The sequence below is a fragment of the Nocardiopsis baichengensis YIM 90130 genome (assembly GCF_000341205.1).
GTDB lineage: Bacteria > Actinomycetota > Actinomycetes > Streptosporangiales > Streptosporangiaceae > Nocardiopsis_A > Nocardiopsis_A halophila.
In genome coordinates this window covers 73,244-95,457 of record NZ_ANAS01000040.1, presented here as the reverse complement: position 1 = coordinate 95,457, position 22,214 = coordinate 73,244, and the positions used below count along the sequence as shown (strand labels likewise).

21 protein-coding genes are annotated in these 22,214 nt (G+C 72.8%); 12 read left to right on the top strand and 9 right to left on the bottom strand.

Annotated features, from left to right (window positions below; all coding sequences use genetic code 11):
* Window positions 1-273: 273 nt before the first annotated feature.
* Window positions 274-786, top strand: a complete 513-nt coding sequence (locus tag C892_RS29680; RefSeq protein WP_017559710.1) for a hypothetical protein — start codon at window positions 274-276, stop codon at window positions 784-786.
* Here C892_RS29680 and C892_RS30975 read toward each other — a convergent pair.
* The 3 genes from C892_RS30975 to C892_RS0126635 all read right to left on the bottom strand — a co-directional run bounded on the left by C892_RS30975 (window position 743) and on the right by C892_RS0126635 (window position 3,806).
* Window positions 743-1,015 (bottom strand): DUF397 domain-containing protein, encoded by a 273-nt coding sequence (locus tag C892_RS30975; RefSeq protein WP_083934486.1) that lies wholly within the window; start codon window positions 1,013-1,015, stop codon window positions 743-745. The genes C892_RS29680 and C892_RS30975 overlap by 44 nt on opposite strands.
* Window positions 1,016-1,264: 249 nt before the next feature.
* Window positions 1,265-3,085 (bottom strand): sensor histidine kinase, encoded by a 1,821-nt coding sequence (locus C892_RS0126640; RefSeq protein ID WP_026124657.1) that lies wholly within the window; start codon window positions 3,083-3,085, stop codon window positions 1,265-1,267.
* Window positions 3,075-3,806, bottom strand: a complete 732-nt coding sequence (locus C892_RS0126635) for a response regulator (protein ID WP_017559707.1) — start codon at window positions 3,804-3,806, stop codon at window positions 3,075-3,077. The genes C892_RS0126640 and C892_RS0126635 overlap by 11 nt, the downstream gene beginning before the upstream one ends.
* A 133-nt stretch (window positions 3,807-3,939) precedes the next feature.
* Here C892_RS0126635 and C892_RS29675 point away from each other — a divergent pair, with 133 nt between their 5' ends.
* The 4 genes from C892_RS29675 (at window position 3,940) to C892_RS0126615 (ending at window position 7,548) form a co-directional block, all read left to right on the top strand.
* Window positions 3,940-4,455, top strand: coding sequence for a hypothetical protein (locus tag C892_RS29675; RefSeq protein ID WP_017559706.1), 516 nt, complete (start codon window positions 3,940-3,942; stop codon window positions 4,453-4,455).
* Between the two features lie 98 nt (window positions 4,456-4,553).
* Window positions 4,554-5,615, top strand: coding sequence for a peptidoglycan-binding protein (locus tag C892_RS29670; protein ID WP_017559705.1), 1,062 nt, complete (start codon window positions 4,554-4,556; stop codon window positions 5,613-5,615).
* Window positions 5,615-6,346 (top strand): ABC transporter ATP-binding protein, encoded by a 732-nt coding sequence (locus C892_RS0126620; protein WP_017559704.1) that lies wholly within the window; start codon window positions 5,615-5,617, stop codon window positions 6,344-6,346. Before C892_RS29670 ends, C892_RS0126620 begins: the two co-directional genes overlap by 1 nt.
* The gene (locus C892_RS0126615; RefSeq protein WP_017559703.1) at window positions 6,343-7,548 is read left to right on the top strand and encodes an ABC transporter permease; all 1,206 of its coding nucleotides are present in this window, start codon (window positions 6,343-6,345) and stop codon (window positions 7,546-7,548) included. The genes C892_RS0126620 and C892_RS0126615 overlap by 4 nt, the downstream gene beginning before the upstream one ends.
* Before the next feature lie 135 nt (window positions 7,549-7,683).
* Here the strand turns inward: C892_RS0126615 and C892_RS0126610 are convergent, their stop codons facing one another.
* Window positions 7,684-7,875 (bottom strand): DUF397 domain-containing protein, encoded by a 192-nt coding sequence (locus tag C892_RS0126610; protein WP_017559702.1) that lies wholly within the window; start codon window positions 7,873-7,875, stop codon window positions 7,684-7,686.
* A gap of 13 nt (window positions 7,876-7,888) precedes the next feature.
* Window positions 7,889-8,728 (bottom strand): helix-turn-helix domain-containing protein, encoded by an 840-nt coding sequence (locus tag C892_RS0126605; protein ID WP_017559701.1) that lies wholly within the window; start codon window positions 8,726-8,728, stop codon window positions 7,889-7,891.
* Window positions 8,729-9,218: 490 nt separating this feature from the next.
* On the opposite strand from C892_RS0126605, the gene C892_RS29665 reads away from it, so the two are divergent.
* The gene (locus C892_RS29665) at window positions 9,219-9,509 is read left to right on the top strand and encodes a hypothetical protein (protein WP_017559699.1); all 291 of its coding nucleotides are present in this window, start codon (window positions 9,219-9,221) and stop codon (window positions 9,507-9,509) included.
* A complete protein-coding gene (locus C892_RS29660; protein WP_017559698.1) occupies window positions 9,506-9,892 on the top strand; it encodes a hypothetical protein in 387 nt (128 codons plus the stop codon). Before C892_RS29665 ends, C892_RS29660 begins: the two co-directional genes overlap by 4 nt.
* 186 nt (window positions 9,893-10,078) lie before the next feature.
* Here the strand turns inward: C892_RS29660 and C892_RS0126585 are convergent, their stop codons facing one another.
* The gene (locus tag C892_RS0126585; protein ID WP_239647548.1) at window positions 10,079-11,530 is read right to left on the bottom strand and encodes a glycosyltransferase family 2 protein; all 1,452 of its coding nucleotides are present in this window, start codon (window positions 11,528-11,530) and stop codon (window positions 10,079-10,081) included.
* A 104-nt stretch (window positions 11,531-11,634) separates the two neighbouring features.
* The gene (locus C892_RS30970; RefSeq protein WP_083934485.1) at window positions 11,635-11,796 is read right to left on the bottom strand and encodes an LPXTG cell wall anchor domain-containing protein; all 162 of its coding nucleotides are present in this window, start codon (window positions 11,794-11,796) and stop codon (window positions 11,635-11,637) included.
* Window positions 11,797-12,087: 291 nt separating this feature from the next.
* On the opposite strand from C892_RS30970, the gene C892_RS0126575 reads away from it, so the two are divergent.
* Together C892_RS0126575 and C892_RS0126570 are read left to right on the top strand one after the other, a co-directional pair.
* The gene (locus C892_RS0126575; protein WP_051060611.1) at window positions 12,088-13,161 is read left to right on the top strand and encodes a COX15/CtaA family protein; all 1,074 of its coding nucleotides are present in this window, start codon (window positions 12,088-12,090) and stop codon (window positions 13,159-13,161) included.
* A 286-nt stretch (window positions 13,162-13,447) separates the two neighbouring features.
* Window positions 13,448-14,260 carry a sporulation protein gene (locus C892_RS0126570; protein WP_017559695.1) on the top strand — a complete coding sequence of 271 codons (813 nt, stop codon included), beginning with the start codon at window positions 13,448-13,450 and terminating at the stop codon, window positions 14,258-14,260.
* A 34-nt stretch (window positions 14,261-14,294) separates the two neighbouring features.
* On the opposite strand, the gene C892_RS0126565 is transcribed toward C892_RS0126570, so the two are convergent.
* Complete coding sequence (locus tag C892_RS0126565; RefSeq protein ID WP_017559694.1) at window positions 14,295-15,632, bottom strand: PrsW family intramembrane metalloprotease; 1,338 nt, start codon at window positions 15,630-15,632, stop codon at window positions 14,295-14,297.
* Between the two features lie 157 nt (window positions 15,633-15,789).
* The gene (locus C892_RS0126560) at window positions 15,790-16,749 is read right to left on the bottom strand and encodes a heme o synthase (RefSeq protein WP_017541603.1); all 960 of its coding nucleotides are present in this window, start codon (window positions 16,747-16,749) and stop codon (window positions 15,790-15,792) included.
* Between the two features lie 433 nt (window positions 16,750-17,182).
* On the opposite strand from C892_RS0126560, the gene tkt reads away from it, so the two are divergent.
* From tkt to C892_RS0126545, 3 genes are all read left to right on the top strand, one after another.
* The gene (gene tkt, locus C892_RS0126555; RefSeq protein ID WP_017559693.1) at window positions 17,183-19,276 is read left to right on the top strand and encodes a transketolase; all 2,094 of its coding nucleotides are present in this window, start codon (window positions 17,183-17,185) and stop codon (window positions 19,274-19,276) included.
* A 78-nt stretch (window positions 19,277-19,354) separates the two neighbouring features.
* The gene (gene tal, locus C892_RS0126550) at window positions 19,355-20,461 is read left to right on the top strand and encodes a transaldolase (RefSeq protein WP_017559692.1); all 1,107 of its coding nucleotides are present in this window, start codon (window positions 19,355-19,357) and stop codon (window positions 20,459-20,461) included.
* Window positions 20,462-20,592: 131 nt separating this feature from the next.
* Window positions 20,593-22,200: a phosphoglucose isomerase-related protein gene (locus C892_RS0126545; protein ID WP_017559691.1), complete on the top strand. Its 1,608-nt coding sequence runs from the start codon at window positions 20,593-20,595 to the stop codon at window positions 22,198-22,200.
* The last annotated feature ends 14 nt before the right edge of the window (window positions 22,201-22,214 follow it).

The window sequence follows — 22,214 nt, the reverse complement described above, 5'->3', positions numbered from 1 at the left end:
CGGTCCGGTTGCATGATCGTGAGGTTTGAGCCCGGCCTCATCGGCGACACCGCGCCTTTCCCACAGCGAGCGGACTGCAAGCCGTCCGACTGGCCGGATACGGCCAATCTCTGAGGCTGCTCGGAGATCCGGACCCGTCCGGCCCGGACCTTCGTGAGCAGTCCGATCCCGTCCACGGCCTCGATCGCATCACCGCGGACGTCGATGGGTGTGCCGGCGAGCCGGAGGCCGCGGGTGTCGAGCTCGCGTGCGCAGGCGAGGCCGCGGAGCGGCGTGGGGCGGGGCGGCATCACGGGCTTCCGCTACGAGGAGGTCGCCGAGTCGGCCGCCATCCGCAAGGCCAGCGTGTACGGGAACTGGCCCGTCCGTGAGGAGCTGGGCGTCGAGGCCGTCCAGCGCGCGGGCGAGGTATCCGCGGTCCGGAAGGCGTTGAGCAGGGTCCTCGGCCAGTACTCGGCGATACTGCGGAGGCGGGTGGAGGCGGCCGCGGAGAAGGATGAGCTTCCGCCGGTCGACAGCGCCTTGCTCGGCGAGGTGCCCCCCGGCCCGGTGCACCTCATCGTCAATCGCGGCGTGCGCCGGTTCGCCCGTGCCGATGCGAAGCGCATCGTCGGCGCAGCATTGGCAGGGTTTCGTGTTGATCTCGGGGAAGTCGGCCTTAAAAGGACCCTCATAAGGCCGACTTCCCCGAGATCAACGAGGGGAGAGGGGCGGCGGCCCGCGCAGTTCTGTCGTCTCGACGTCACGGCGTGCATCGCGGTGCGCCTGTACGGGACGTGTGACTGAAGGAGCGCTGGACCGGTACCGAATGCCCCGGCGGAAGCCGGAGCCTTCCATGACGAGCGGCGCCGAGGAACGCCTCCCACTCGCTGGAGGGGATGGCGAAGTGCCTCTTCTCCTGGTGCTTGGAGTCGCGGAGGGCCGTTCGCTGCGGCAGGTCGGCGATCTCCACGCAGTTGTCGCCGGAACCGCTGCAACCGCTCTTGCGGAAGTCGAGATCGGTGGGTGAGCGCATATTGGTCCTTTAGGGGGTGAGCACAGACTGGAGGAGGACGGCAGTTTCCACCAGCGTTCGATCAACAGCGCACGTGCGGCCGGGGCCGCTGAGGTAGAGCTGGATCGCTTCCAGGGTCTCACCGTCGGGCTCAGTGCCAGGAGTACTGACGCATCGGTCATGAAGGCCGCCCACCACGGCGCGGCGGCGTTCGGGCCCGGGACGGTGAGGGTTCCTGGTCGGACTCCCGAGTGACCAGGCGAGGACGGCTCACCCCTCTTCCACCCTCGGAAGGCGGATTCGGAACTGCGATCCCCCGTCCGGTCCGCTGGTCGCGTCAACGGTGCCCTCATGCGCCTCGACCAGGTGTTTGGTGATGGCCAGACCGAGACCGCTCCCGCCGGTGCTCCGGCTGCGCGAGGGGTCGGCGCGGTAGAACCGGTCGAAGACGTGGGGCAGGTGTTCCGGGCCGATGCCCACGCCGGTGTCGGTGACGGTGACCGTGACGCACTCCCCCGTGGTGCGCACCGCGACCTCCACGGACCCTCCGGCGGGCGTGTGGGTGACCGCGTTGGCCACCAGGTTGCCCAGGGCCTGGCGCAGGCGGGCAGGGTCCGCGTGCACCGGCGCCGCGTCCGGGGCGTCGAGGCGGAGCTCCACCCCCGCGGCCTCGGCCCGCGTGCGGTGCGCGGCCACCGCCTGGCCGGCCAGGTCGGCGGCGTCCCGCTCCTCAGGGTGGACGCGCAGCATCCCCGCATCGGCCAGGGCGAGGTCGTGCAGGTCGGAGACGAGGTGTTCGAGCAGGGCCGCCTCCTCTTGCAGGGACCGGATCAGCGCGTCGTCGAGCGGGAGCACACCGACCTCCGCCGCCTCCAGGGACCCGCGCACGTTCGCGAGCGGCGTGCGCAGCTCGTGGGCGACGTCGCTGACCAGTGCCTTCTTCTGCTTGTCGCTCTCGTCGATCGACTCGGCCATGGCGTTGAACGCCTCCGCGAGCCGGGTCACCTCGTCGTTCCCGCCGGCCACGGGCACGCGCGCCGCGCGGTCGCCGGACTCCATCCGCTGGGCGGCGGCGGTCAGCGCGAGGATCGGCCGCAGCAGCCGCCGCCCGGCCAGGACCGTGATGGCGGCCGCGGCGAGCAGGACCACCGCGCTGACCAGCGCGGTGCGCGACCAGCCCTCCTGCGAGAGGGGGACGAAGCGGTCGCTCGACCCCAGGTAGAGGTCGGCCGCCGGCGCCACGTAGGACTTCAGCGACGCGGAGAGCGCCGCCGCCCCGCAGTCGGCGTGCTCGCGGGGCGGAGGACCGCCTTCTCCCTCGGGGGTCACCACCTCCACACCGAAGGAGTCCTCGGAGACCTCGTAGGCCGCCTCCGCTTTGTCGAGGCACTCGGTGGTCCGCGCCACGACCTCCCGGTTCAGCTCCCGGGCGGCGGCGGTGGGGGCGTTCAGCTCCGCGGGGACGCAGGAGCTCACCACCTCCTCCGAGGCGGACGCGTTCTCGTCGTCCGACGTCTCCAACAGCAGCCGGCTGCCGTCACGGACGTCGATCGAGGCGCTGATGCCCTCGCGGTCGAGGCAGCCCACGGCCTCCTCCGCGAGGGCCTGCCGTTCCCGGGCCTCCTGCTCGGTCATCCGCCAGTCGTAGTTCCCGAAGACCGTGTTCTGCGGGGACGCCGATCCCGCCGGCAGCGCCTCCGTCGTGGCGAACCGGGGCACCGTGTCCTGCGCGGACACGTCGATGCGGGCCGCCGGGGTCTCGGGGCGCCCGGTCTTCGCCTGCCCGTGGAGGTCGGCGGAGTCGATGATCGGCTCGCCGTCGGGCGTGGTGAGGGTGATCCGGCGCCCGGTCTCCTCGGACAGGTCGCGGACCAGCCGGTCCACCCCGCCCCAGTCGTCGTTCTCCATCGCGTGGTCGAGGAGGGCGCCCCGGATCCGGCTGTCGGTCTCCAGCAGGGAGGTGGAGCTCTCCATCTCGTCACGCAGCCGGGTTCCGGTGCTGTAGCCGGCAAGAAGGGCGGTGGCGACGATCGCGAGCGCGGCGACCGCCAGGGACAGCGCCAGCAGGCGGAGGTGGAGGCTACGGCGCATCGGCCGCACCGTTCCCGCCCGGCGCCGCGTCCTCGGCGGGATCGGACAGCTTGTAGCCGACGCCGTACACGGTGAGGAGGTACCGGGGGCGGGTGGGAACCGCCTCGATCTTCCGGCGCAGGTTCATCACGTGGAAGTCGATCGTGCGCGCGGTGGCGTCGCGGCCGAGGCCCGAGGCGTGCTCCAGCAGCAGCTGGCGGGTGAACGCGCGCCCCGGGGAGGCCGCCAGGCAGGACAGGATGTTGAACTCCGCCGGCGTCGTCTCCACCCGGGCGCCGGCGACGTGCACCTCGTGGCGCGCGAGGTCGATGCCGAGGTCGCCGACGCGGTACCGCTCCAGGTCGGCGGAGGCGGCCCGAGCGGCGCGCCGCAGCACCGTCCGGACCCGGGCGACCAGCTCGCGCGGGCTGTAGGGCTTGGTGAGGTAGTCGTCGGCGCCCAGGGCCAGACCGAGCAGCAGGTCGTCCTCGCTGGTGCGGGCGGTGAGCATGATGACCGGGACGTCCCGTTCGGAGCGGACCACGCGGCAGACGTCCAGGCCGTCCAGGCGGGGCAGCATCAGATCGAGGACGAGCAGGTCGACCCGTTGCCGCCGCGCCTGTTCGACGGCCTCCCGGCCGTCGTGGACGACCGTCGTCGCGTGCCCCTCGCGTTCGAGGAACCCCCGGATGAGGCCGGCCTGCTTGCGGTCGTCCTCGGCGATCAGAATCCGTGCGGGCATGCACCGAGTCTTACCGGACAGATCGTGGACCCGCGATACATCAAGGGATCTCTGACCGCATTCCAACAGGTTCCTAACCGTGCTCCCCGCATGCTGCCCGTCGACCGATCGAACCGACTGAGGAGGCGAGTCCATGCGGATCTCATCGCCGGCCGTACCCGTGCTGCTTCTCGTGCTGGGGCTGTCGGCCTGTGGCGGCGGCACCGACGGGTCCTCCGGCGCGGCCGCCGAAGGCGGGGGCGCCGGCCAGGCCGAGGAGCAGCGGATGGAGTTCTACGAGTGCCTGCGGGAGAACGGCCTCGACGTCGAGGACCCGGAGACGGACCCGGGCTCCGGGGAATCCGGGGGTTCCGTGGGGCTGCCGGCCCTCCCCGCCGACGACCCGAACGCCGAGGCCGCGCTGGAGGAGTGCCAGGACCTGATGCCCGACGGCGGGGAGGCGCCGGAGCCCGACCCCGAGGATGTGGAGGCCGCACGGGAGTACGCGGAGTGCCTGCGCGACAACGGCGTTGACATGGCGGACCCCGACCCGAACGGGGCCCTGGCCATTCCCGAGGACCTCGACTCCGAGGAGTTCCGGGAGGCGTCGGAGGAGTGCGCGGACCTCATGGGCGGGGCGCCCATCCGGATCCAGCAGGGCGAAGGATGAGCGCCGGCTTCCCTCGGGGGACGTCCGGGGAGGCGCAGCGAGGGACGGGGCAGGGGTCCGAGCCCGCGGCCCCGCGCTCCCGCCGCCGGCGTATCGCCGTGGCGGCCTCGGCGGGCGTCGCGGTCCTCGCTCTGGTCGGCGCGGCCGCGCAGTGGCTCCCGGTGGGCGGATCCGGCGCCGGGGCGGCCGACGAGCCGCCCGCCCCGGTCGCGACCGCGGAGGTCACGCGCGGGACGATCACCGCCACCGAGGCCTGGAACGGCACGCTGGGCCGCGGCGCCCCGTTCACGGCGACGGCCGCGCAGAAGGGGACCTTCACCCGGGTCGCGGAGGAGGGCTCCGAGGTGAAGCGCGGCACGGAGCTGTACCGGGTGGACGAGCGGCCGGTGGTCGCCCTGGTCGGGGGGATCCCGATGTACCGGAACCTCGCACCCGGCGTCTCCGGGGCCGATGTGAAGCAGCTGGAGGAGAACCTCGCCGAGCTCGGCTACGGGGGCTTCACCGTCGACCGGCACTACACCGGGCTGACCGCGAACGCGGTGCGGGAATGGCAGGCCGACACCGCCGGGCTCGAGGAGACCGGGACCGTGGGGACCGAGGACGTCGTGTTCGTCCCCGGGGGCGGAACCGTCGCGGCCGTGCACGCCGACGCCGGCGACCAGGCCGGCCCCGGCACCGACGTGGTCGACGTGGCCGGTTCCGACCCGGTGGCGACCATGGAGGCCGATGCCGCCGACCGCGACCTCGTCGAGGTCGACACCGAGGTGGCCGTCGAGCTGCCCGGGGGTGAGCGGGTCGACGGGATCGTGACCGCCGCGAACGCCGTCCAGGACGACTCCTCGGACGGCGGAGGCGGCGGGGGCGGAGCCGACGAGTCCACCGTCGAGGTCGAGATCGCCCTGGCGGACGAGGTCGACGAATCCCTGCTGGGCTCCTCCGTCGACGTCGTCGTCGACGTGGACGAGAAGGAGGACGTCCTGATCGCGCCCGTCAACGCGCTGCTGGCGCTGAGCGAGGGCGGCCACGGCCTGGAGGTCGTCGCCGACGACGGCACGACGTCGCTGGTCCCCGTCGAGACCGGGCTGTTCGACGACGGCGGGGTCGAGGTCGAGGGTGACGGGATCGACGAGGGCACGATCGTGGGGGTGGCGGGACGGTGATGGCGGACCCGATCACGGCACCGGCGCCGCCGGACCTTGAGGACCGGCCGGTCGTCGAACTGGAGGACGTCCACCGCGTGTACCCGGGCACGCCGCCGGTCCGCGCCCTCGACGGTGTGCGCCTGCGGATCGGTGCCGGGGAGCTGGTGGGCATCGTCGGCCCGTCCGGGTCCGGCAAGTCGACCCTGCTCAACATCCTGGGAACGCTCGACCGGGCGGACTCCGGCCTGGTGCGGATCGACGGGCACGACGTCGACCGGCTGTCCGACCGCCGGCTCTCGGCCCTGCGCGGCCGACGGATCGGTTTCGTGTTCCAGCAGTTCTTCCTCCCGCCGGGGGTGCCCGCCCTGGACAGCGTCGCCGACGGGCTCCTCTACAGCGGGGCGCCGCCGGAGCGGCGGCGCGAGCGCGCCCGCCGGACGCTCGAACGCGTCGGCCTGGCCGACCGGGCGCACCACCGGCCGCACGAGCTCTCCGGGGGCCAGCAGCAGCGGGTGGCGGTGGCGCGGGCGCTCGTGGGAGAGCCGTCGCTGCTCCTCGCCGACGAGCCGACCGGCGCGCTGGACTCGGCGTCGGGCGCCGGCGTCATCGAGCTGCTGCACGAGCTGCACCGTGCGGGAACGACGATCGCGGTCATCACCCACGACCGGAACGTCGCCGAGGAGCTGCCGCGTCAGGTGCACATCCTCGACGGCCGGATCGAGTCCGACGAGAGGGTGGGGCGGCGATGACCGGACCGGAACCCGCGCCGTCCCGGCTCCGGCCCCGGGACACCGTGCGCGTCGCGGCGTCGGGGCTGCGGGCCCGGCCGTTGCGGGCGGTGCTCTCGGCCCTGGGGATCGCCATCGGCATCGCCGCGATGGTGGCGGTGGTGGGCATCTCGGCCAGCAGCCGCGCGGAGGTGGACCAGCGGCTCCAGGAGCTGGGCACCGACATGCTCACCGTCGCGCCGGGCGAGTCGTTCGACGGCGGGGAGACCAGCCTGCCGGAGGAGAGCGTCGACATGGTCGCCCGGCTCGATCCGGTGACCGACGTCAGCGCGGTCGGCGCGGTCGACGGTGCGTCGGTCTACCGCCATGAGGAGGTCGACGAGAACGAGACGAACTCGCTCGCGGTGAACGCCGCCCGGCTCGACCTGCTCGACACCGTGGGCGGGTCGGTCGACTCGGGGCGCTGGCTCGACGACGCGCTGGCGTCGTACCCGACGGTGGTGCTCGGGTCCACCGCCGCCGAGCGTCTCGGCATCACGCGCACCGACGGCAGCGTCGAGGTGTGGCTCGGCGACGAGTGGTTCACGGTCGTGGGCGTCCTCGACCCGGTTCCGCTCGCGCCCGAGCTGGACGCCTCGGTCATGATCGGCTGGGAGGCCGCCTCCGACCGGCTGGGCTTCGACGGCTCGCCGACCACCATCTACGAGCGGTCCGACGAGGAGAGCGTGGAGGAGGTGCGCTCCCTGCTCCCGGCGACGGTCAAGCCCGCGAACCCGGAAGAGGTCCGGGTGAGCCGACCCTCGGACGCCCTCGCCGCGCAGGCGGCGGCCGACGAGACGCTCACGACCCTGCTGCTGGCCCTGGGGGGCGTGGCGCTGCTGGTGGGCGGGATCGGGGTGGCGAACACGATGGTCATCGCCGTGCTCGAACGCCGCTCCGAGATCGGCCTGAGGCGGGCCCTGGGCGCGACCCGGGCGCACATCCGCCGGCAGTTCCTGGGCGAGGCGGTGCTCCTCGCCGGCCTGGGCGGGATCGGGGGCGCCGTCCTGGGCGGCATCGTGACGGCGGTGTTCGCGGCCGCCAGCGGCTGGTTGTTCGCGTTGCCCGTGTGGGTCGTGGCGGCGGCGGCCGGCGCGACCGTCGTGGTGGGCATGGCCGCGGGCGCCTACCCGGCGGCCCGCGCGGCCCGCATGCCCCCGAGCGAGGCCCTGTCGACCGTGTAGAGCGGCGCATCCGCTTCGTCGGGGCGTGGGCACGCGCCGGGGTGTACCCGTGCGGGCCACAGGGCTAGACTGGAGCCGGATGAGTACCGAAGGCCCCGGCGGAAGCCGGGGCCTTCTGCTGTTCATGACGGAAAGTCAGAACCTTCCTTCACGAGCGGCGTCGAGGAACGCCGCCCACTCGACGGAGGGGATGGTGAAGTGCCCGTTCTCCGGGTGCTTGGAGTCGCGGATCGCCGCTTCACCTCCGGGGACGTCGGCCACCTCGACGCAATTCTGCGGATTGCTGTAGCTGCTCTTGCGGAACGAGAGCCGGTCGGATGAGTACATCGTCGTGGTCCTTCTAGGCGATCAGTGAACGGAGGTACCCGGCGACGTCGTCCGGGTCCATGGCCTTCGACACGAGGCGGTCGAAGATTCTGCGGTAGCGGTCGATCTCAGGCGCCTTATCCAGGTACAGGCCGTCGGTGTTCGTCTCCAGAAACACGGTGGCCGCAGCCTCGTCGTAGTCCAGGATGACGAACGGCCCGCCCATTCCGGCGTGCAGCCCTGCGGAGGTCGGAAGCACTTGGAGCGTCACCGAGTTGGGCGCATCCGCCATCTCCGCCAAGTGCTCCACCTGGCGTCGGTGCAGCTCCCGGTCACTCGCTCCCAAGAGCCGAAGCGCATGTTCGTCGATGATCGCCCAGACGTCCGGCGGCGGAGGGTCGGTCCGGTCAAGGATCTTCTTCCTCTCCGCTCGGGCCTCAACGACCCGATCGACCTCATCGGGATCACGGATCAGCGTGGCGTGGGAGACCGCCGCCGTGTAGTCCGATACCTGGAGCAGGCCCGGGATGAACTGCGGCTCGTACAGGCGGAGGCTTGTGGCTCCCGCCTCCAGCGAGGTGTATGCGCCGGTAATGACGTCGTCGTACCGGTTCCACCAGCCGCGCTGGCGTGCCTGTCTGGTGAGGTTCAGGATCGCGTCCTTCTCCTGCGGATCCTTCACCCGATAGGTGTCGAGCAGCAGCCCGATGTCACTGACAGCCGGATACTTCGATCGCCCGGTTTCGATATTGGAGATCTTGGTCGGAGACCATTCGAGCGCCTCAGCCGCATCATCGAGCGTCATGCCCGCATCGAGCCGCTTCTGACGCATTTGCGCAGACAGCTGACGCCGGGCGATGGGTGGGCTGCTCATCTCGACCTCCTCCGGTGACGCAGATGATCGTATCGCCGCCGAACGAGAATCAGACAAAGAGCATCTTTCTAGTCGATACTTCACGATTCGTGAATCCTTAATCTGGGCTTGCGATTTAAAAATTTCGACTCCATCATAGACCTGTACTCATCCAGCGGCCCGATCCCCTTGGGGGACCCATGTTCATCTCCTGGCTCATGCGCCTGCTGACGCCTCTGATGCCGGTGCCGCGCCCGCGCGGACGTCACGCGCGGACCGGGCGCCGCCCGCACTCGCCGCCCTCTCTTCCCGCGCCGACGGCAACGCGAGCCCCCACCGCCCCGGCCCTGCTCTCGTCTCCCCCGCCCGCGCCGCCCCACAGCCGCCGCGTCGTCGGCCCTTGGTACGTGGCCTGGGAGCGCCGCCAGAGCCCCGACCCCCTCGACACCCTCCGGGCCGAACTCGCCCCGCTCGTGCGCGGGCTGGTCGCCGCCCGCGCGGAGGCGCTCCGATGAACACCGCGACCGACCTCCACCGCCTGCACGACCTCATCGAAGCCGTCCGCGACGCCATGGCGGTGCCGCCGCCACACGACCGCGGACTCCGGCCCGCCCAGGACCGGATCCGCGCCCGCCGCGCCGAGTACGTCTGCTCGGTCCTCGAACAGGCCGCTCCCGACGACCTGGGCACCGCCGTCCGCGCCCTGCGGAGCGCCCCCGCCCTCATCCCGGTCAACTACCGGTCCCGAGGCCCGACGCCTCCCACAGCACCCGCCACCGCCCGACAGGAGGCGCACCGATGACCGTCAGCTACTCCGCCCCGCGCCTTGAGGAGGGCCAGTACACCCGCTTCGTGGAGCTGGCGCTGAACCACACCCGCTGGGGCATCGGCTACACCAGCGACGGCGAGCTCCTGCTGTTCACCGCCGCGCACTCCCGGCACGACGTCGGCATCGCCTGCCGGGACCTGGAGGACCTGGCGACGCTCCTCGCCGCCGCGGACGGCAGCCTCGTCCGCCTCCCGCCCCCGGGACGGCGGCCGCACGCACCCACCGCACGGGAACTGCGCCACCGGGCACAGGAGGCCCGCGACCTCCTCGCCCTCATGACGCCGACCTCCCTCCGCGACCACACACCGCCGCCCCGTTCCGCCCCACGGGGCGGCGGTTCCCCGACCGCCCGCTAAGGGGAGGGCGGTCACGGCCCGCCCGGTGAGGCACTGCGGGAGCCCACCGGGCGGGCCGCCTCGTCCCTCGGTGAAAGGACGGAGCCCACGAGACAGAGCCGACGACACACGAGCGCGGGGCCCAGGGGAGAGTCCCCAGGGCCCCGCGTCCACGCTTCGACCGTCGTCTGCTCCCCCGACAAGGGGTCAGGCGTGCATGCTCTCCTCGTCCTTCTCCTCCTGTTCGGCGGAACGCCGGTCCCTCCGGCCACGCGCCCACTCCGCGACGCCTCCGAACACCCCGGCACGCGCCGTCCCGGCCCCGTCGTCCCCCAGCGCGACGTCGACGGTCTCCCTCGTCCCCCACTGGGCGATCCTGCGGCACGTCAGCATCGCGTACACGTACAGCGGACGGAGCATGACGATCCGCCACACGCCGGCCACCGGGGACAGCAGGAACAGCAGCACACGGTAGCCCAGGGACTCGTCGCTGCGCCGGACCGCGAAGATGCGCAGCGCCATGACGTAGTTGAGCACCGACCCGATGATGAGCGCGGCCAGGGCGATCTCCTTCCAGTGCTCGCGCAGCACCGGATCGACGAGGACCACCACGGGGATCGCGACGCCCAGCAGCAGGTGCAGGTACTCGGCGACGGTCCCCCAGAACACCACCCCGGTCACCGGCATGTAGCGCAGCCACCACAGGTGCCGCACCGTCGTTCCCCGCATCCAGCGGAGCTGCTGGCCGATGTAGTGCCGGAAGCGCTCCGGCACCAGGGTGAACACGAGCGCCGAGGACTGGTGCACGGTGTCGCCGCGCAGGAGCGCGTAGAAGGTGAGCATGGAGTCGTCGTTCATCTGCATCGGACGGCCCCAGAAGTGCTCGTGCTCGTAGACGCCGGCGACGGCGCGCACCGTCTCGGCGCGGTAGAACGCGAGCGTTCCCGAATTGATGGTCACCCTGCCCAGCACCGACTGGGCGCTGCGCAGCCCGCGTGTGAACGGCAGGTAGAGCAGGCAGGTGAGGCGGGTCAGCAGAGTGGCCCGGCTGTTCAGCACGATCACGTGGCCCGCCACCGACTGCACCTTCGGGTCCGCGAAGGGCTGCAGGCCCTCGCGCACGGCGTTGCGGTCCATGACCGAGTCGCTGTCGAGGGTGACGAAGACGTCGGCGGGGTCGTCGGCCAGGACGTGCATCTGGGCGAAGCGCTTGCCCCGGTTGGCGGTGCGGTCCCAGGTGGCCTCCACCCCGAGCTCGGCGGCGCGGGCGAGGAAGGCGTCCCGGATCTCCGCGTAGTCCACCGGGTCCCCGGTCCCGGAGTCGACCGAGCCGTCGTCCACGACCCGCACCCGCTGGACGGGGCGGGTCTGTTCGAGGACCGAGCGCAGGCACTGGCGCAGGATGCTCGGGTCCTCGTTGTAGACGGGGACCTGCACGGTCACGGCCAGGGCGTCGAGTTCGGCCTTCTTCTCGGCGGGGGCCCGGGTCGGCCGGTCGAACCAGGCCAGCGGCACCCACCACAGGAGCAGGAAGCAGACCGCCCACACCATCGCCAGGCTCCCCGAGCCCGACTGGTGGCCCGCGACCGCGTAGAACAGGTGCAGCACCGCCCACATGCCGAACGCGATCAGGACCAGCGATCCGCACACGACGGCCACGCCGCGGTGGCTGGTGTCGGCGCGCGGGAGTTCCGGTTCCGCGGCTTCCTCCGCAGGTTCCTCAGGGCGGCGGGGGCCCTTCCCCGCCGCCGGTCCGACGGCCGTCACTGTTCGAGCGGCCCCGCCTTCCGCCGGAAGGAGAGTCTGACCATGAGCGCTCCGGCGACCACGAGGACCAGGCCGGTCGCCACCAGCCACGTGTAGCCGGTCGCCACACCCGTGGCCGCAAGCGTCGCTCCCGGCCCGGAGGCACTTCCGTAAGGCATATGGGCCCCTCCTCAGTTCATCGCCGATGATGGTCGATAGGTGTCTCCCACACGGCACCACCGGCCACCAAGCGTCACGGCCCGTCTTCAACGATTCTTGGTCGTCGCGCGTGGAAGAGATGACCTCGGGGTTCGGCTGGGCGTCCGACCGCACCGAGGACACGGTCGGCCGACGGACCGTCGCCCGCAGGCGTTCCGGTGGTCCTCTCCCTCGGCCGGCCACGGCCCCCGCCGGTGGCGCGCGGGCGGGGCGGTTCGAGGCGGCGGTGCCCCAGTACTACGCTGTGTCGTATGCATGTTGAGCCTGGTGCGGGCGCGTTGGCGGCCGACGACATCGAGATCCTCTCGCTGCCCCTGTGGGCCTGGCAGGTGGCCTTCGCCGTCGCCGGCGTGATCGCGCTCGTGCTGCTCGCGCGCACCATCTGGCACCCCACCGTGCGCACCCTGCGCTGGTGGGCGCTGGGCAACGTCGTCGTCAACGCCGGGATCGCCGTCACCGGCGCCACCGTGCGCGTCACCTCCTCCGGGCTGGGCTGCTCGGAGTGGCCCCGCTGCACCGAGGACAGCTTCGTCCCCGTGGACACCGGGCACACCGCCTGGCAGGCCGCCATCGAGTTCGGCAACCGCACGCTCACCTTCCTGGTGCTGGCGGTCGGCGTCATCGTGCTCGTGGCCGTGCTGCGCATGCGCCCGCGCCGCCGCGACCTGACCGCGCTGGCGGTGGCCATCCCGCTCGGGGTCATGGGCCAGGCGGTGGTCGGCGGCATCACCGTGTGGAGCGGGCTGCACCCCGCCTCGGTCGCCGCGCACTTCCTGCTGTCCATGGTGGTCGTCGTGCTCACCATGGCCTTCTACGTGCGCTGCCGCGAGCCCCGCGGCGAGCTGCGCCCCACCGTCGGACCGGCCGCGCGGCGCCTGGCCACCGCGCTGGTCCCGCTGGGCTTCCTGCTCCTGGCCGCCGGCACCGTGGTCACCGGCACCGGCCCGCACGGCGGCGACATCGACGCCCCCCGCTGGGGATTCGACATGGTCCTCGTGGCCCGTGTGCACTCGGCCCTGGCCTGGGCGACCACGGCCGGGGCGGTGGCCATGCTGGTCCTGACCCTGCGCGGCCCGGCCCTGCCCCGCCGCCAGAGCCTGCTGCTGATCGCCGCGATCGCCGCCCAGGGCACCATCGGCTACGTCCAGTACCTGACGGGCCTGCCGGAGTGGCTGGTGGTCCTGCACGTCCTCGGCTCGGCCGTGGTGTGGATCGCGATCCTGCGCCTGTACTTCGCCACCGCCGAACGGGTCGCCGTCGGAGGCGCCACCGCAGAGTCCCGCGACCGCACGTCGGCCGCCGCCCCCGCCTCCTCTGCCGGCTGACCGGTTCCGGACGACAGGCCCGCCCGGCGGCCGCGACCGGTCACGCCCACCGGGCACGCGCCGCGCCGTGACGTGCAACGCCCCCCGCTCCCCGCGGGGCGGGCCCCGGGCGAGGCCCCGGCGCGGCCGACGAAGACGGCAGCGGCACCGGAATCCCCGCAACCATGGGGCAACCCGCACCGTCGGCGGCGCGTCCTAGGCACATCGCCGGACTCCGCACATACACCTCCCGGCCCCCTGCCCCTCCCCCGGCGCTCAGGGCAGCGGGCCTGATGAAAGAGACTCTGTGATCTTCAAGCGCATGCTCGCCAGCGTCGGCATCGGCGGTGCCACCGTGGAGACCACCCTGGACGAGGAGAGCGTCCACCCGGGCGGCACCGTCAGCGGGACCATCAAGGTCACCGGCGGCAGTGTCGCCCAGACGATCGAGGGCATCAGCGTCGGTCTGCGCGCCACCGTGGAGAAGGAGTACGAGTACGAGGACTCCGAGGGGGAGGAGCAGTCGGGCGAGTACAACATCGACGTGGTCGTCGCCGAGCAGGTCGTCAGCTCCGAGCAGATGGAGCTGGAGCCCGAGCAGGAGTTCGAGCTCCCCTTCGAGCTGACCATCCCCGTGGAGGCGCCCATCACCGCGGTGGCGGGCAACCACATCCTGGAGGGCGTGGGCCTCAACACCCGCCTGCACGTGGACAACGCCCTGGACCGCAAGGACGTGGACCCGCTGCTCATCGAGCCCCTTCCGGTCCAGCTCGCGGTCCTGCAGGCCCTGCACGCGCTGGGCTTCGAGCTGAAGGGCGTCGACCTGGAGAAGGGCGAGATCGCCGGGACCCGCCAGAAGCTGCCTTTCTACCAGGAGTTCGAGTACACCGGCGGCGGGCAGTACGCGGGCCTGGAGTCCCTGGAGCTGACCTTACTCACCGACGAAGAGGGCGCCGACGTGGTGCTGGAGCTGGACAAGAAGCCCGGCATCCTGTTCAGCGAGGGCGGCGACACCCTCCTGCGCCTGAGCGCCGAGCACGGGAGCACCGACCCCGAGGAGATCACGGGGCAGCTCCACGCGTGGATCCACGCCATCGCCGGTGAGCGCAACCTGATCTGAGCACGGGGGCGCCGGTGACCCCGGCGCCCCTGCCTCACCGCCCCGGCGGGGGCGGAAAAGGCCCCTGGGGCGGGCCGGGCGGTGGGCCCGGGGGGACCTGGCCGGGGCGCTCGCTCATGCCGCGCTTGGCCTGGGCCTGGGTGATGACGTGGTTGAAGTCCGAGCGCCGCAGGAACCCCGAGTCGGTCGGTGACGGCGCCCAGGCCGGGGCCGCCGGGCGGGCCACCCGGCCCAGGAAGGCCTCCCGGGCCACGTGCATCAGCGCCAGGAACCCGTCCCGCCGCTCCTGCCACTCCGGCCGGGCCACGCCCCGGTCCAGCCGCTGGTGCAGCAGCGCCAGCTCGGTCGCGGCCAGCTGGTAGTCCTTCATCGCCACCTTGCCGCGCCCCCCGGCGTTGCGCTGGGCCCAGCCGCGCGCCGCCCGGCGCCCCTTGATGGTGCTGAGCATGCGGATGTCGGAGGGGGTCACCAGCCCGGTGGGCACGTACTGCGGCAGGTAGTAGGAGATCGCCCCCACCTGGCGGCGCCGGTCCTGCACCGCGATGGCGATGATCGCCACCAGCACGATGAACAGCAGCCCGTAGGCCGCGCCCACCATGCCCCACCCGAAGACGGTGGAGCCGTTCCAGATGGCGTGCAGCAGCACCGCCGCCCCCCACCCGGCCACCGGCGCCAGCAGCCGCCCGGGGCCCCGGTGCATCGCCGCGTAGGCCACGCCCAGGCCGATCATCGCGGTGTAGAGCGGGTGCCCGAACGGGCCGATCAGCCCGCGCAGCACGAAGGTGAACGCCAGCCCGAAGAAGCCCTGCTCGAAGTAGGACGTCAGGAAGTAGAGCACGTTCTCGGTGAAGGCGAAGCCGGTGGCCACCATCGCCGCGTAGGTCACGCCGTCGGTGAAGGAGTCGATCTCGTAGCGGCGCCGCCACAGCAGCACCAGCAGGACCAGCCCCTTGGCGCTCTCCTCCACCAGCGGCGCCAGCACGGTGGTCGTGACGACCTCGCCCATGTCGGCGCCGAAGAACGGCACCGCCCAGATCTCCATGCCCGCGGTGTTGAGGATGAAGGAGGCCCCCACCGCCACGCCGGCGCCCCACAGGAACGCGAAGAGCATCATGGAGCGCGGCTCGGGTTCGAGCCGGTCGAGCATCAGGATCAGCGGCACCAGGACCGCCACCGGCACGACCGCGGCGGCCAGGGCGATCAGGAACCCCGCCACCCCGGCCACGCCGCCGGTGGCCAGCCCGGCCAGCAGCAGGTACCCGAGCATGGCCAGGGTGCACAGCACGCTGACGAAGATGCCCACGAACAGGCCGACCGAGCGCCTGCCCGGACGGCGGCCCTCGAGGATGGCTTTGGTGTCCAGACCCGACATGGTGCCCGATGGTAGCGGTTGCGGACCTGCGCGGACGCGTCGCCGCGCGTCGGAGGGGCACCGCGGCCCCGCTCCGCCCCCTGGTGTCGATCTCGGGGAAGTCGGCCTTATGAGAGCGCTTTCGAGGCCGGGTTCCCCGAGATCGACGCGAAGCGGGTCAGGCCAGCCAGCCCGCCAGGAGGGGGTCGACGGTCACCGCGGTGAACAGCAGCGCCAGGTAGGCGTTGGACAGGTGGAAGAAGCCCATCGTCTTCAGCTGCGCCCCGGTCACCCCCGCGCGGGCCCGCGCCAGCATCCGGTGGGCCTGCACCAGCAGCAGCACGCCCAGCACCACGGACACCGCCAGGTAGAACAGCGTGGTCTGGGCGACCGGCCACAGCAGCACCGACGTGGCCACGGTGGCCCAGCTGTAGAGCACGCACTCCAGCAGCACCCGGCGGTCGGTGGCCACCACCGGCAGCATCGGCACCTTGGCCGCCGCGTAGTCCTCCCGGTAGCGCATCGCCAGCGCCCAGGTGTGCGGCGGGGTCCAGAAGAAGACCACCAGGAAGAGCACGAACGGCGCCCAGTCCAGGCGCTCGGTGATCGCCGCCCACCCGATGAGCACCGGCATGCACCCGGCGATGCCGCCCCACACCACGTTCTGGGCGGTGCGCCGCTTGAGCAGCAGGGTGTAGACGAAGATGTAGAAAAGGATCGCGAAGACCGACAGCGCCGCCGACAGCCAGTTCACCGCCAGCGCGAACCCCGCCGTGGAGCCGATCGCCAGCACCAGCCCGTAGACCAGCGTGCCGCGCGGGGTGACCTGGTGCATCGCCACCGGGCGGCGCTTGGTGCGGCGCATCTCCTTGTCGATGTCGCGGTCGATGTAGCAGTTGAGCGCGTTGGCGCTGGCAGCCGACATGGTGCCGAAGACCAGGGTGGCCGCCGCGGTCCACAGCGGGGGCACGCCCTGGGCCGCCACGAACATGACGGGGATGGTGGTGATCAGCAGCAGCTCGATGACCCGGGGCTTGGACAGCGCGACATAGGCCCGCACATAGGCGCCCAGGGTGGCGCGGCGCCCGGGGCCGCCGTCGGCCTCGCCGTCCGAGGGGGACGACGGCGCGGTGGACATCCGCTCTACGGACAAGGACACGCTGAACCTCGAAGGAAATCGGGATGTTTCTGCTCGCCACGCCGGGGTCAGGGCCGCTCTGCACACCTGCCAAGAGTCCGTAAAACCCCGTCGACGACTTACTGTAGTACTCCCGCGGGCGCGGGCTTGACCGGGGCGCCCCCTGCGGCGCGTCACCTCACCCGGCCCGCCCCCGGGGGCGACGAGCGCCACGTGACAGAGCGCGTGGCGGCGCGCGCCCGCCCCCGCCGCGGGCGATAGGGTCGTAGGCGGTCATACCAGCCGTGACCGGCCCCGAGGCTCCGGACGCCGGCCCCGGCTGCACTGGCCGCATCCGGCATGGACAACCTCACATTCACGGCACCCCGGCCCTCCCCCAGGCGCCCGGGCGCCGGTCGAATGCGCGAACGCGCGAAAGGAGCCCTGAGCCCGCGTGAACATCGGCAGCTCGAATTCCCTTGAGTGGTCGGACCTCGACCGCCGCTCCGTCGATGTGGTCCGTGCGCTGGCCATGGACGCCGTCGAAGAGGCCGGCTCCGGGCACCCCGGCACCGCGATGAGCCTGGCCCCCGCGGCCTACCTGCTCTACCAGAAGATCATGCGCCACGACCCGGCGCGGCCGGACTGGGTGGGCCGGGACCGCTTCGTCCTCTCGGCCGGCCACTCCAGCCTGACCCAGTACATCCAGCTCTACCTGGCCGGGTTCGGCCTGGAGCTGGACGACCTCAAGCGGCTCCGCCAGTGGGGCAGCCTCACCCCCGGCCACCCCGAGTACGGGCACACCGCCGGCGTGGAGACCACCACCGGGCCGCTGGGCCAGGGCATCGGCAACGCCGTGGGCATGGCGATGGCGGCCCGCCGCGAGCGCGGCCTGTTCGACCCGGACGCCCCCGAGGGCGAGAGCCCCTTCGACCACAACGTCTACGCCATCTGCTCGGACGGCGACGTGGAGGAGGGCGTCAGCCACGAGGCCAGCGCGTTGGCCGGCGTGCAGGAGCTCGGCAACCTCGTGCTCATCTGGGACGACAACCGGATCTCCATCGAGGACGACACCCGCATCGCCTTCTCCGAGGACGTCGCGGCGCGCTACGAGGCCTACGGCTGGCACGTCCAGACCGTCGACTGGGTCTCGGGCGGCTCCTACCACGAGGACGTCGAGGCGCTCTACGCCGCGCTGGAGGCCGCGCGCGCGGAGACCGGCAAGCCGTCCTTCATCCGCCTGCGCACCATCATCGGCTGGCCCGCGCCCAACAAGCAGAACACCGGGGCGATCCACGGCGCCGCCATCGGCGCCGAGGAGGTCGCCGCCACCAAGCAGATCCTGGGCCTGGACCCCGACACCCGCTTCGACGTCCCCCAGGACGTCCTGGAGCACACCCGCGGGGCCCTGGAGCGCGGCCGGCAGGCCCGCGCCGCCTGGCAGGAGTCCTTCGAGGCCTGGCGGTCCGGGGCCGGTGAGCGCGCCGAGCTGTTCGACCGCCTGCAGGCCGGCAAGCTGCCCGAGGGCTGGGAGAAGGCCCTGCCGGTGTTCGAGCCCGACGCCAAGGGCATCGCCACCCGCAAGGCCAGCGGCGAGGTGCTCAGCGCCCTGGCGCCCGAGCTGCCCGAGCTGTGGGGCGGCTCGGCCGACCTGGCCGGGTCCAACAACACCACGCCCAAGGGCCAGCCCTCCTTCCTGCCGGAGAAGGCCGCCAGCGCCATGTTCCCCGGCAACAAGTACGGCCGGGTGCTGCACTTCGGCGTGCGCGAGCACGGCATGGGCTCGGTCGTCAACGGCATCGCCCTGCACGGGCCCACCCGCCCCTACGGCGGCACCTTCCTGGTCTTCAGCGACTACATGCGCCCCGCGGTGCGCCTGGCCGCCCTGATGAAGCTGCCGGTGACCTACGTGTGGACGCACGACTCCATCGGCCTGGGCGAGGACGGCCCCACGCACCAGCCGATCGAGCACCTGTGGGCGCTGCGCGCCATCCCCGGCCTGGACGTGATCCGCCCGGCCGACGCCAACGAGACCGCGGTGGCCTGGCGCACCGTGCTGGAGAACGGCGACCGCCCCTCGGCGCTGGCCCTGACCCGGCAGAACGTGCCCACCCTGGACCGCTCGGAGTTCGGCCCGGCCGAGGGCACGGCCAAGGGCGGCTACGTGCTGGCGGAGGCCTCCGGCGGGGCCCCCAAGGCGATCCTGATCGCCACCGGCAGCGAGGTCGCCATCGCCCTGCAGGCCCGCGAGCGCCTGGAGGCGGCCGGCACGCCCACCCGCGTGGTGTCCATGCCGTGCGTGGAGTGGTTCCAGGGGCAGGACGCCGCCTACAAGGAGAGCGTGCTGCCCTCCGCGGTGCGCGCCCGCGTCTCGGTCGAGGCCGGCATCGCCATGGGCTGGCGCGAGTTCGTCGGCGACGCCGGGGAGTCGGTCTCCCTGGAGCACTTCGGCGCCTCGGCGCCCTACGGCGAGCTCTACGAGCACTTCGGCCTGACCGCCGACGCCGTGGTGGCCGCCGCCGAGAAGAGTGTCGCCAACGCCTCCTAACGCGTCGGGAACGCCCTGGGCCCGGCGCGTGTTGTGCGCGTCGGGCACCCCACCATCGTCGAGGAGTTACGAGCAACCATGACCAACCCGCTCAGCGAGCTCTCCGGGCAGGGGGTCGCGGTCTGGCTGGACGACATCAGCCGCGACCGCCTGCGCACCGGCAACCTGCAGGACCTGATCGAGACCCGCAGCGTGGTCGGCGTCACGTCCAACCCCACCATCTTCGAGAAGGCCCTGGGCGAGGGCGACGCCTACGACGCCCAGCTGCACGACCTGGCCGCCCGCGGCGTCTCGGTCGACGAGGCCGTCCGGGCGCTGACCGGCTACGACATCCGCTGGGCCGCCGACGTGCTGCGCCCGGTGCACGAGCGCACCGAGGGCACCGACGGCCGCGTCTCGCTGGAGGTCGACCCGCGCCTGGCGCGCGACACCGAGCGCACCGTGGCCGAGGCCCGCGCCCTGTGGTGGCTGGTCGACCGGCCCAACCTGATGATCAAGATCCCGGCCACGCAGGAGGGCCTGCCCGCCATCACCCGGGCGGTCGCCGAGGGCATCAGCGTCAACGTCACGCTGATCTTCTCCCTGGAGCGCTACCGCGCCGTCATGCAGGCCTACCAGGACGGCCTGGCCCGCGCGCGGGAGAACGGCCTGGACCTGACCAAGATCCACTCGGTGGCCTCGTTCTTCGTCAGCCGCGTGGACGCCGAGGTCGACAAGCGCCTGAACGCCATCGGCACCCCCGAGGCCAAGGACCTGCTGGGCCGGGCGGCCATCGCCAACGCGCGCCTGGCCTACCAGGCCTACGAGGAGTTCTTCGCCAACGGGGCCTGGAAGGAGCTGGAGGCCGCCGGTGCGCGCCGCCAGCGCCCGCTGTGGGCCTCCACCGGCGTGAAGGACCCCGCCTACACCGACACCCGCTACGTCGACGACCTCGTCGCCCCCGACACGGTCAACACCATGCCGGAGGCCACCCTGGAGGCCGTCGCCGACCACGGGCGCATCACCGGTGACACGGTGCGCGGCGGCTACGACGCCGCGCGCGCGGACATGGACGCCATCGAGGCGGCCGGCGTCGACTTCGCCGACGTGCTGCGCCTGCTGGAGGACGAGGGCGTCGCCAAGTTCGAGAAGTCGTGGGAGCAGTTGCTGGACCGGGTGCGGTCCGCCCTCGGCGGATCCGCATGAGCACGGGGCCGGGGCGCGAGGGCGCCCCGGCCCTTCTTTCTCGCGGGCGCGCACCCGCCCGCTCCAAGGACACCCAGAACACGGGAGAGAGGTCGTCGACGTTGAGCACGCAACCCCGAGTCGAGGAGGCGGTGAGCGCCGGGCTGTCCGTGCGCGTCAGGGGCGCCGCAGCCGGGCCCGCCGCCGAGGCGGTCGCGGCGCTGGCGGCGGACGGCGTGCCGTCGGCCCTGGCCGCCAAGGACAGCACCCTGTGGGGGCCCGCCGCCCAGGAGGAGGCCGCGGTCCGGCTGGGCTGGCTGGACCTGCCGCGGTCCTCCCGGGAGCTGCTGCCGCGGCTGGCCGAGCACGCCCACGAGCTGCGCACGGCCGGGGTGGACCGGGTGGTGCTGGCCGGGATGGGCGGCTCCTCGCTGGCCCCCGAGGTCATCGCGGCCACCCGGGGCGCCGAGCTGACCACCCTGGACACCACCGACCCGGCCCAGGTCCGGGCCGCCCTGGAGGACCGGCTGCACCGCACCGTCGCGGTGGTCTCCTCCAAGAGCGGCGGCACCGTGGAGACCGACAGCCACCGCCGGGCGCTCGAGAAGGCCTTCACCGACGCCGGCATCGACCCGGCCGAGCGGATCGTCGTGGTCACCGACCCCGGTTCGCCGCTGGCCGCCCTGGCCGCGGAGAAGGGTTACACCACCTACCTGGCCGACCCCGACGTGGGCGGCCGCTACAGCGCCCTGTCGGCGTTCGGCCTGGTGCCCTCGGCGCTGGCCGGGGTCGACGTGGAGGCGCTGCTGGACGAGGCCCAGGCGCTGGTGCCGGCCCTGAAGAACGACACCGGCAACCCGGCGCTGCTGCTGGGCGCCGCCATGGGCGCGGCCGGCCGGGACAAGCTGGTGCTGGCCGGGTCCACCCCGGTCGGCCTGGGCGACTGGATCGAGCAGCTGGTGGCCGAGTCCACCGGCAAGCAGGGCACCGGGCTGCTGCCGGTGGTGGCCGAGGGCGCCAACGCCCCCGGCTTCGCCGAGGCCCCCGACGCCCTGCCCACCTCCTTCTCCGAGGCCGGGCCCGCCCCCGCCGAGGGCGCGCTGGTGCAGGTCACCGGACCGCTGGGGGCGCAGTTCCTGGCCTGGGAGTACGCCACCGCGATCGCCGGGCGGCTGCTGGGCATCGACCCGTTCGACCAGCCCAACGTGCAGGAGTCCAAGGACAACACCAAGGCCCTGCTGGACGGCGCCGGGGAGGGCCCGCTGCCCGCCGGCGAGCCGCTGTTCACCGAGGGCGCGGTCCAGGTGCACGCCTCGCAGGCCCTGCCGGGCGGCGCCCGGGACCTGGAGGGGGTGCTGCGCACCCTGCTGGAGGCGGTGCCCGAGGACGGCTACCTGGCCGTGATGGCCTACCTGGACCGGATCGCCGACGCCCCGGCCGCCGGGCTGCGCGCCGAGCTGGCCGACGCCTCCGGCCGGGCGACCACCTTCGGGTGGGGGCCCCGCTTCCTGCACTCCACCGGCCAGTACCACAAGGGCGGCCCGGCCACCGGGGCGTTCCTGCAGATCACCGGGGAGAGCGAGCAGGACCTGGACATCCCGGGCCGGCCCTACTCCTTCGCCCGGCTCCAGTTCGCCCAGGCGCTGGGCGACTTCGGGGCCCTGGACACCCGCGGGCGCCCCGCCGTGCGCCTGCACCTGACCGACCGCGCGGCCGGCCTGGCGCAGATCCGCCGGGCGCTGGCCCGGGTGCGCGGCTGACGGCCCGACCACAG

What these genes read in the sequence shown, in the direction of transcription:
- C892_RS30975 (WP_083934486.1), bottom strand. Translation starts at nt 1,015, where the DNA reads ATGCGCTCACCCACCGATCTCGACTTCCGCAAGAGCGGTTGCAGCGGT.
- C892_RS0126640 (WP_026124657.1), bottom strand. Translation starts at nt 3,085, where the DNA reads ATGCGCCGTAGCCTCCACCTCCGCCTGCTGGCGCTGTCCCTGGCGGTC.
- C892_RS0126635 (WP_017559707.1), bottom strand. Translation starts at nt 3,806, where the DNA reads ATGCCCGCACGGATTCTGATCGCCGAGGACGACCGCAAGCAGGCCGGC.
- C892_RS29675 (WP_017559706.1), top strand. Translation starts at nt 3,940, where the DNA reads ATGCGGATCTCATCGCCGGCCGTACCCGTGCTGCTTCTCGTGCTGGGG.
- C892_RS0126620 (WP_017559704.1), top strand. Translation starts at nt 5,615, where the DNA reads ATGGCGGACCCGATCACGGCACCGGCGCCGCCGGACCTTGAGGACCGG.
- C892_RS0126615 (WP_017559703.1), top strand. Translation starts at nt 6,343, where the DNA reads ATGACCGGACCGGAACCCGCGCCGTCCCGGCTCCGGCCCCGGGACACC.
- C892_RS0126610 (WP_017559702.1), bottom strand. Translation starts at nt 7,875, where the DNA reads ATGTACTCATCCGACCGGCTCTCGTTCCGCAAGAGCAGCTACAGCAAT.
- C892_RS0126605 (WP_017559701.1), bottom strand. Translation starts at nt 8,728, where the DNA reads ATGAGCAGCCCACCCATCGCCCGGCGTCAGCTGTCTGCGCAAATGCGT.
- C892_RS29665 (WP_017559699.1), top strand. Translation starts at nt 9,219, where the DNA reads ATGAACACCGCGACCGACCTCCACCGCCTGCACGACCTCATCGAAGCC.
- C892_RS29660 (WP_017559698.1), top strand. Translation starts at nt 9,506, where the DNA reads ATGACCGTCAGCTACTCCGCCCCGCGCCTTGAGGAGGGCCAGTACACC.
- C892_RS30970 (WP_083934485.1), bottom strand. Translation starts at nt 11,796, where the DNA reads ATGCCTTACGGAAGTGCCTCCGGGCCGGGAGCGACGCTTGCGGCCACG.
- C892_RS0126575 (WP_051060611.1), top strand. Translation starts at nt 12,088, where the DNA reads ATGCATGTTGAGCCTGGTGCGGGCGCGTTGGCGGCCGACGACATCGAG.
- C892_RS0126565 (WP_017559694.1), bottom strand. Translation starts at nt 15,632, where the DNA reads ATGTCGGGTCTGGACACCAAAGCCATCCTCGAGGGCCGCCGTCCGGGC.
- C892_RS0126560 (WP_017541603.1), bottom strand. Translation starts at nt 16,749, where the DNA reads ATGTCCACCGCGCCGTCGTCCCCCTCGGACGGCGAGGCCGACGGCGGC.
- tal (WP_017559692.1), top strand. Translation starts at nt 19,355, where the DNA reads ATGACCAACCCGCTCAGCGAGCTCTCCGGGCAGGGGGTCGCGGTCTGG.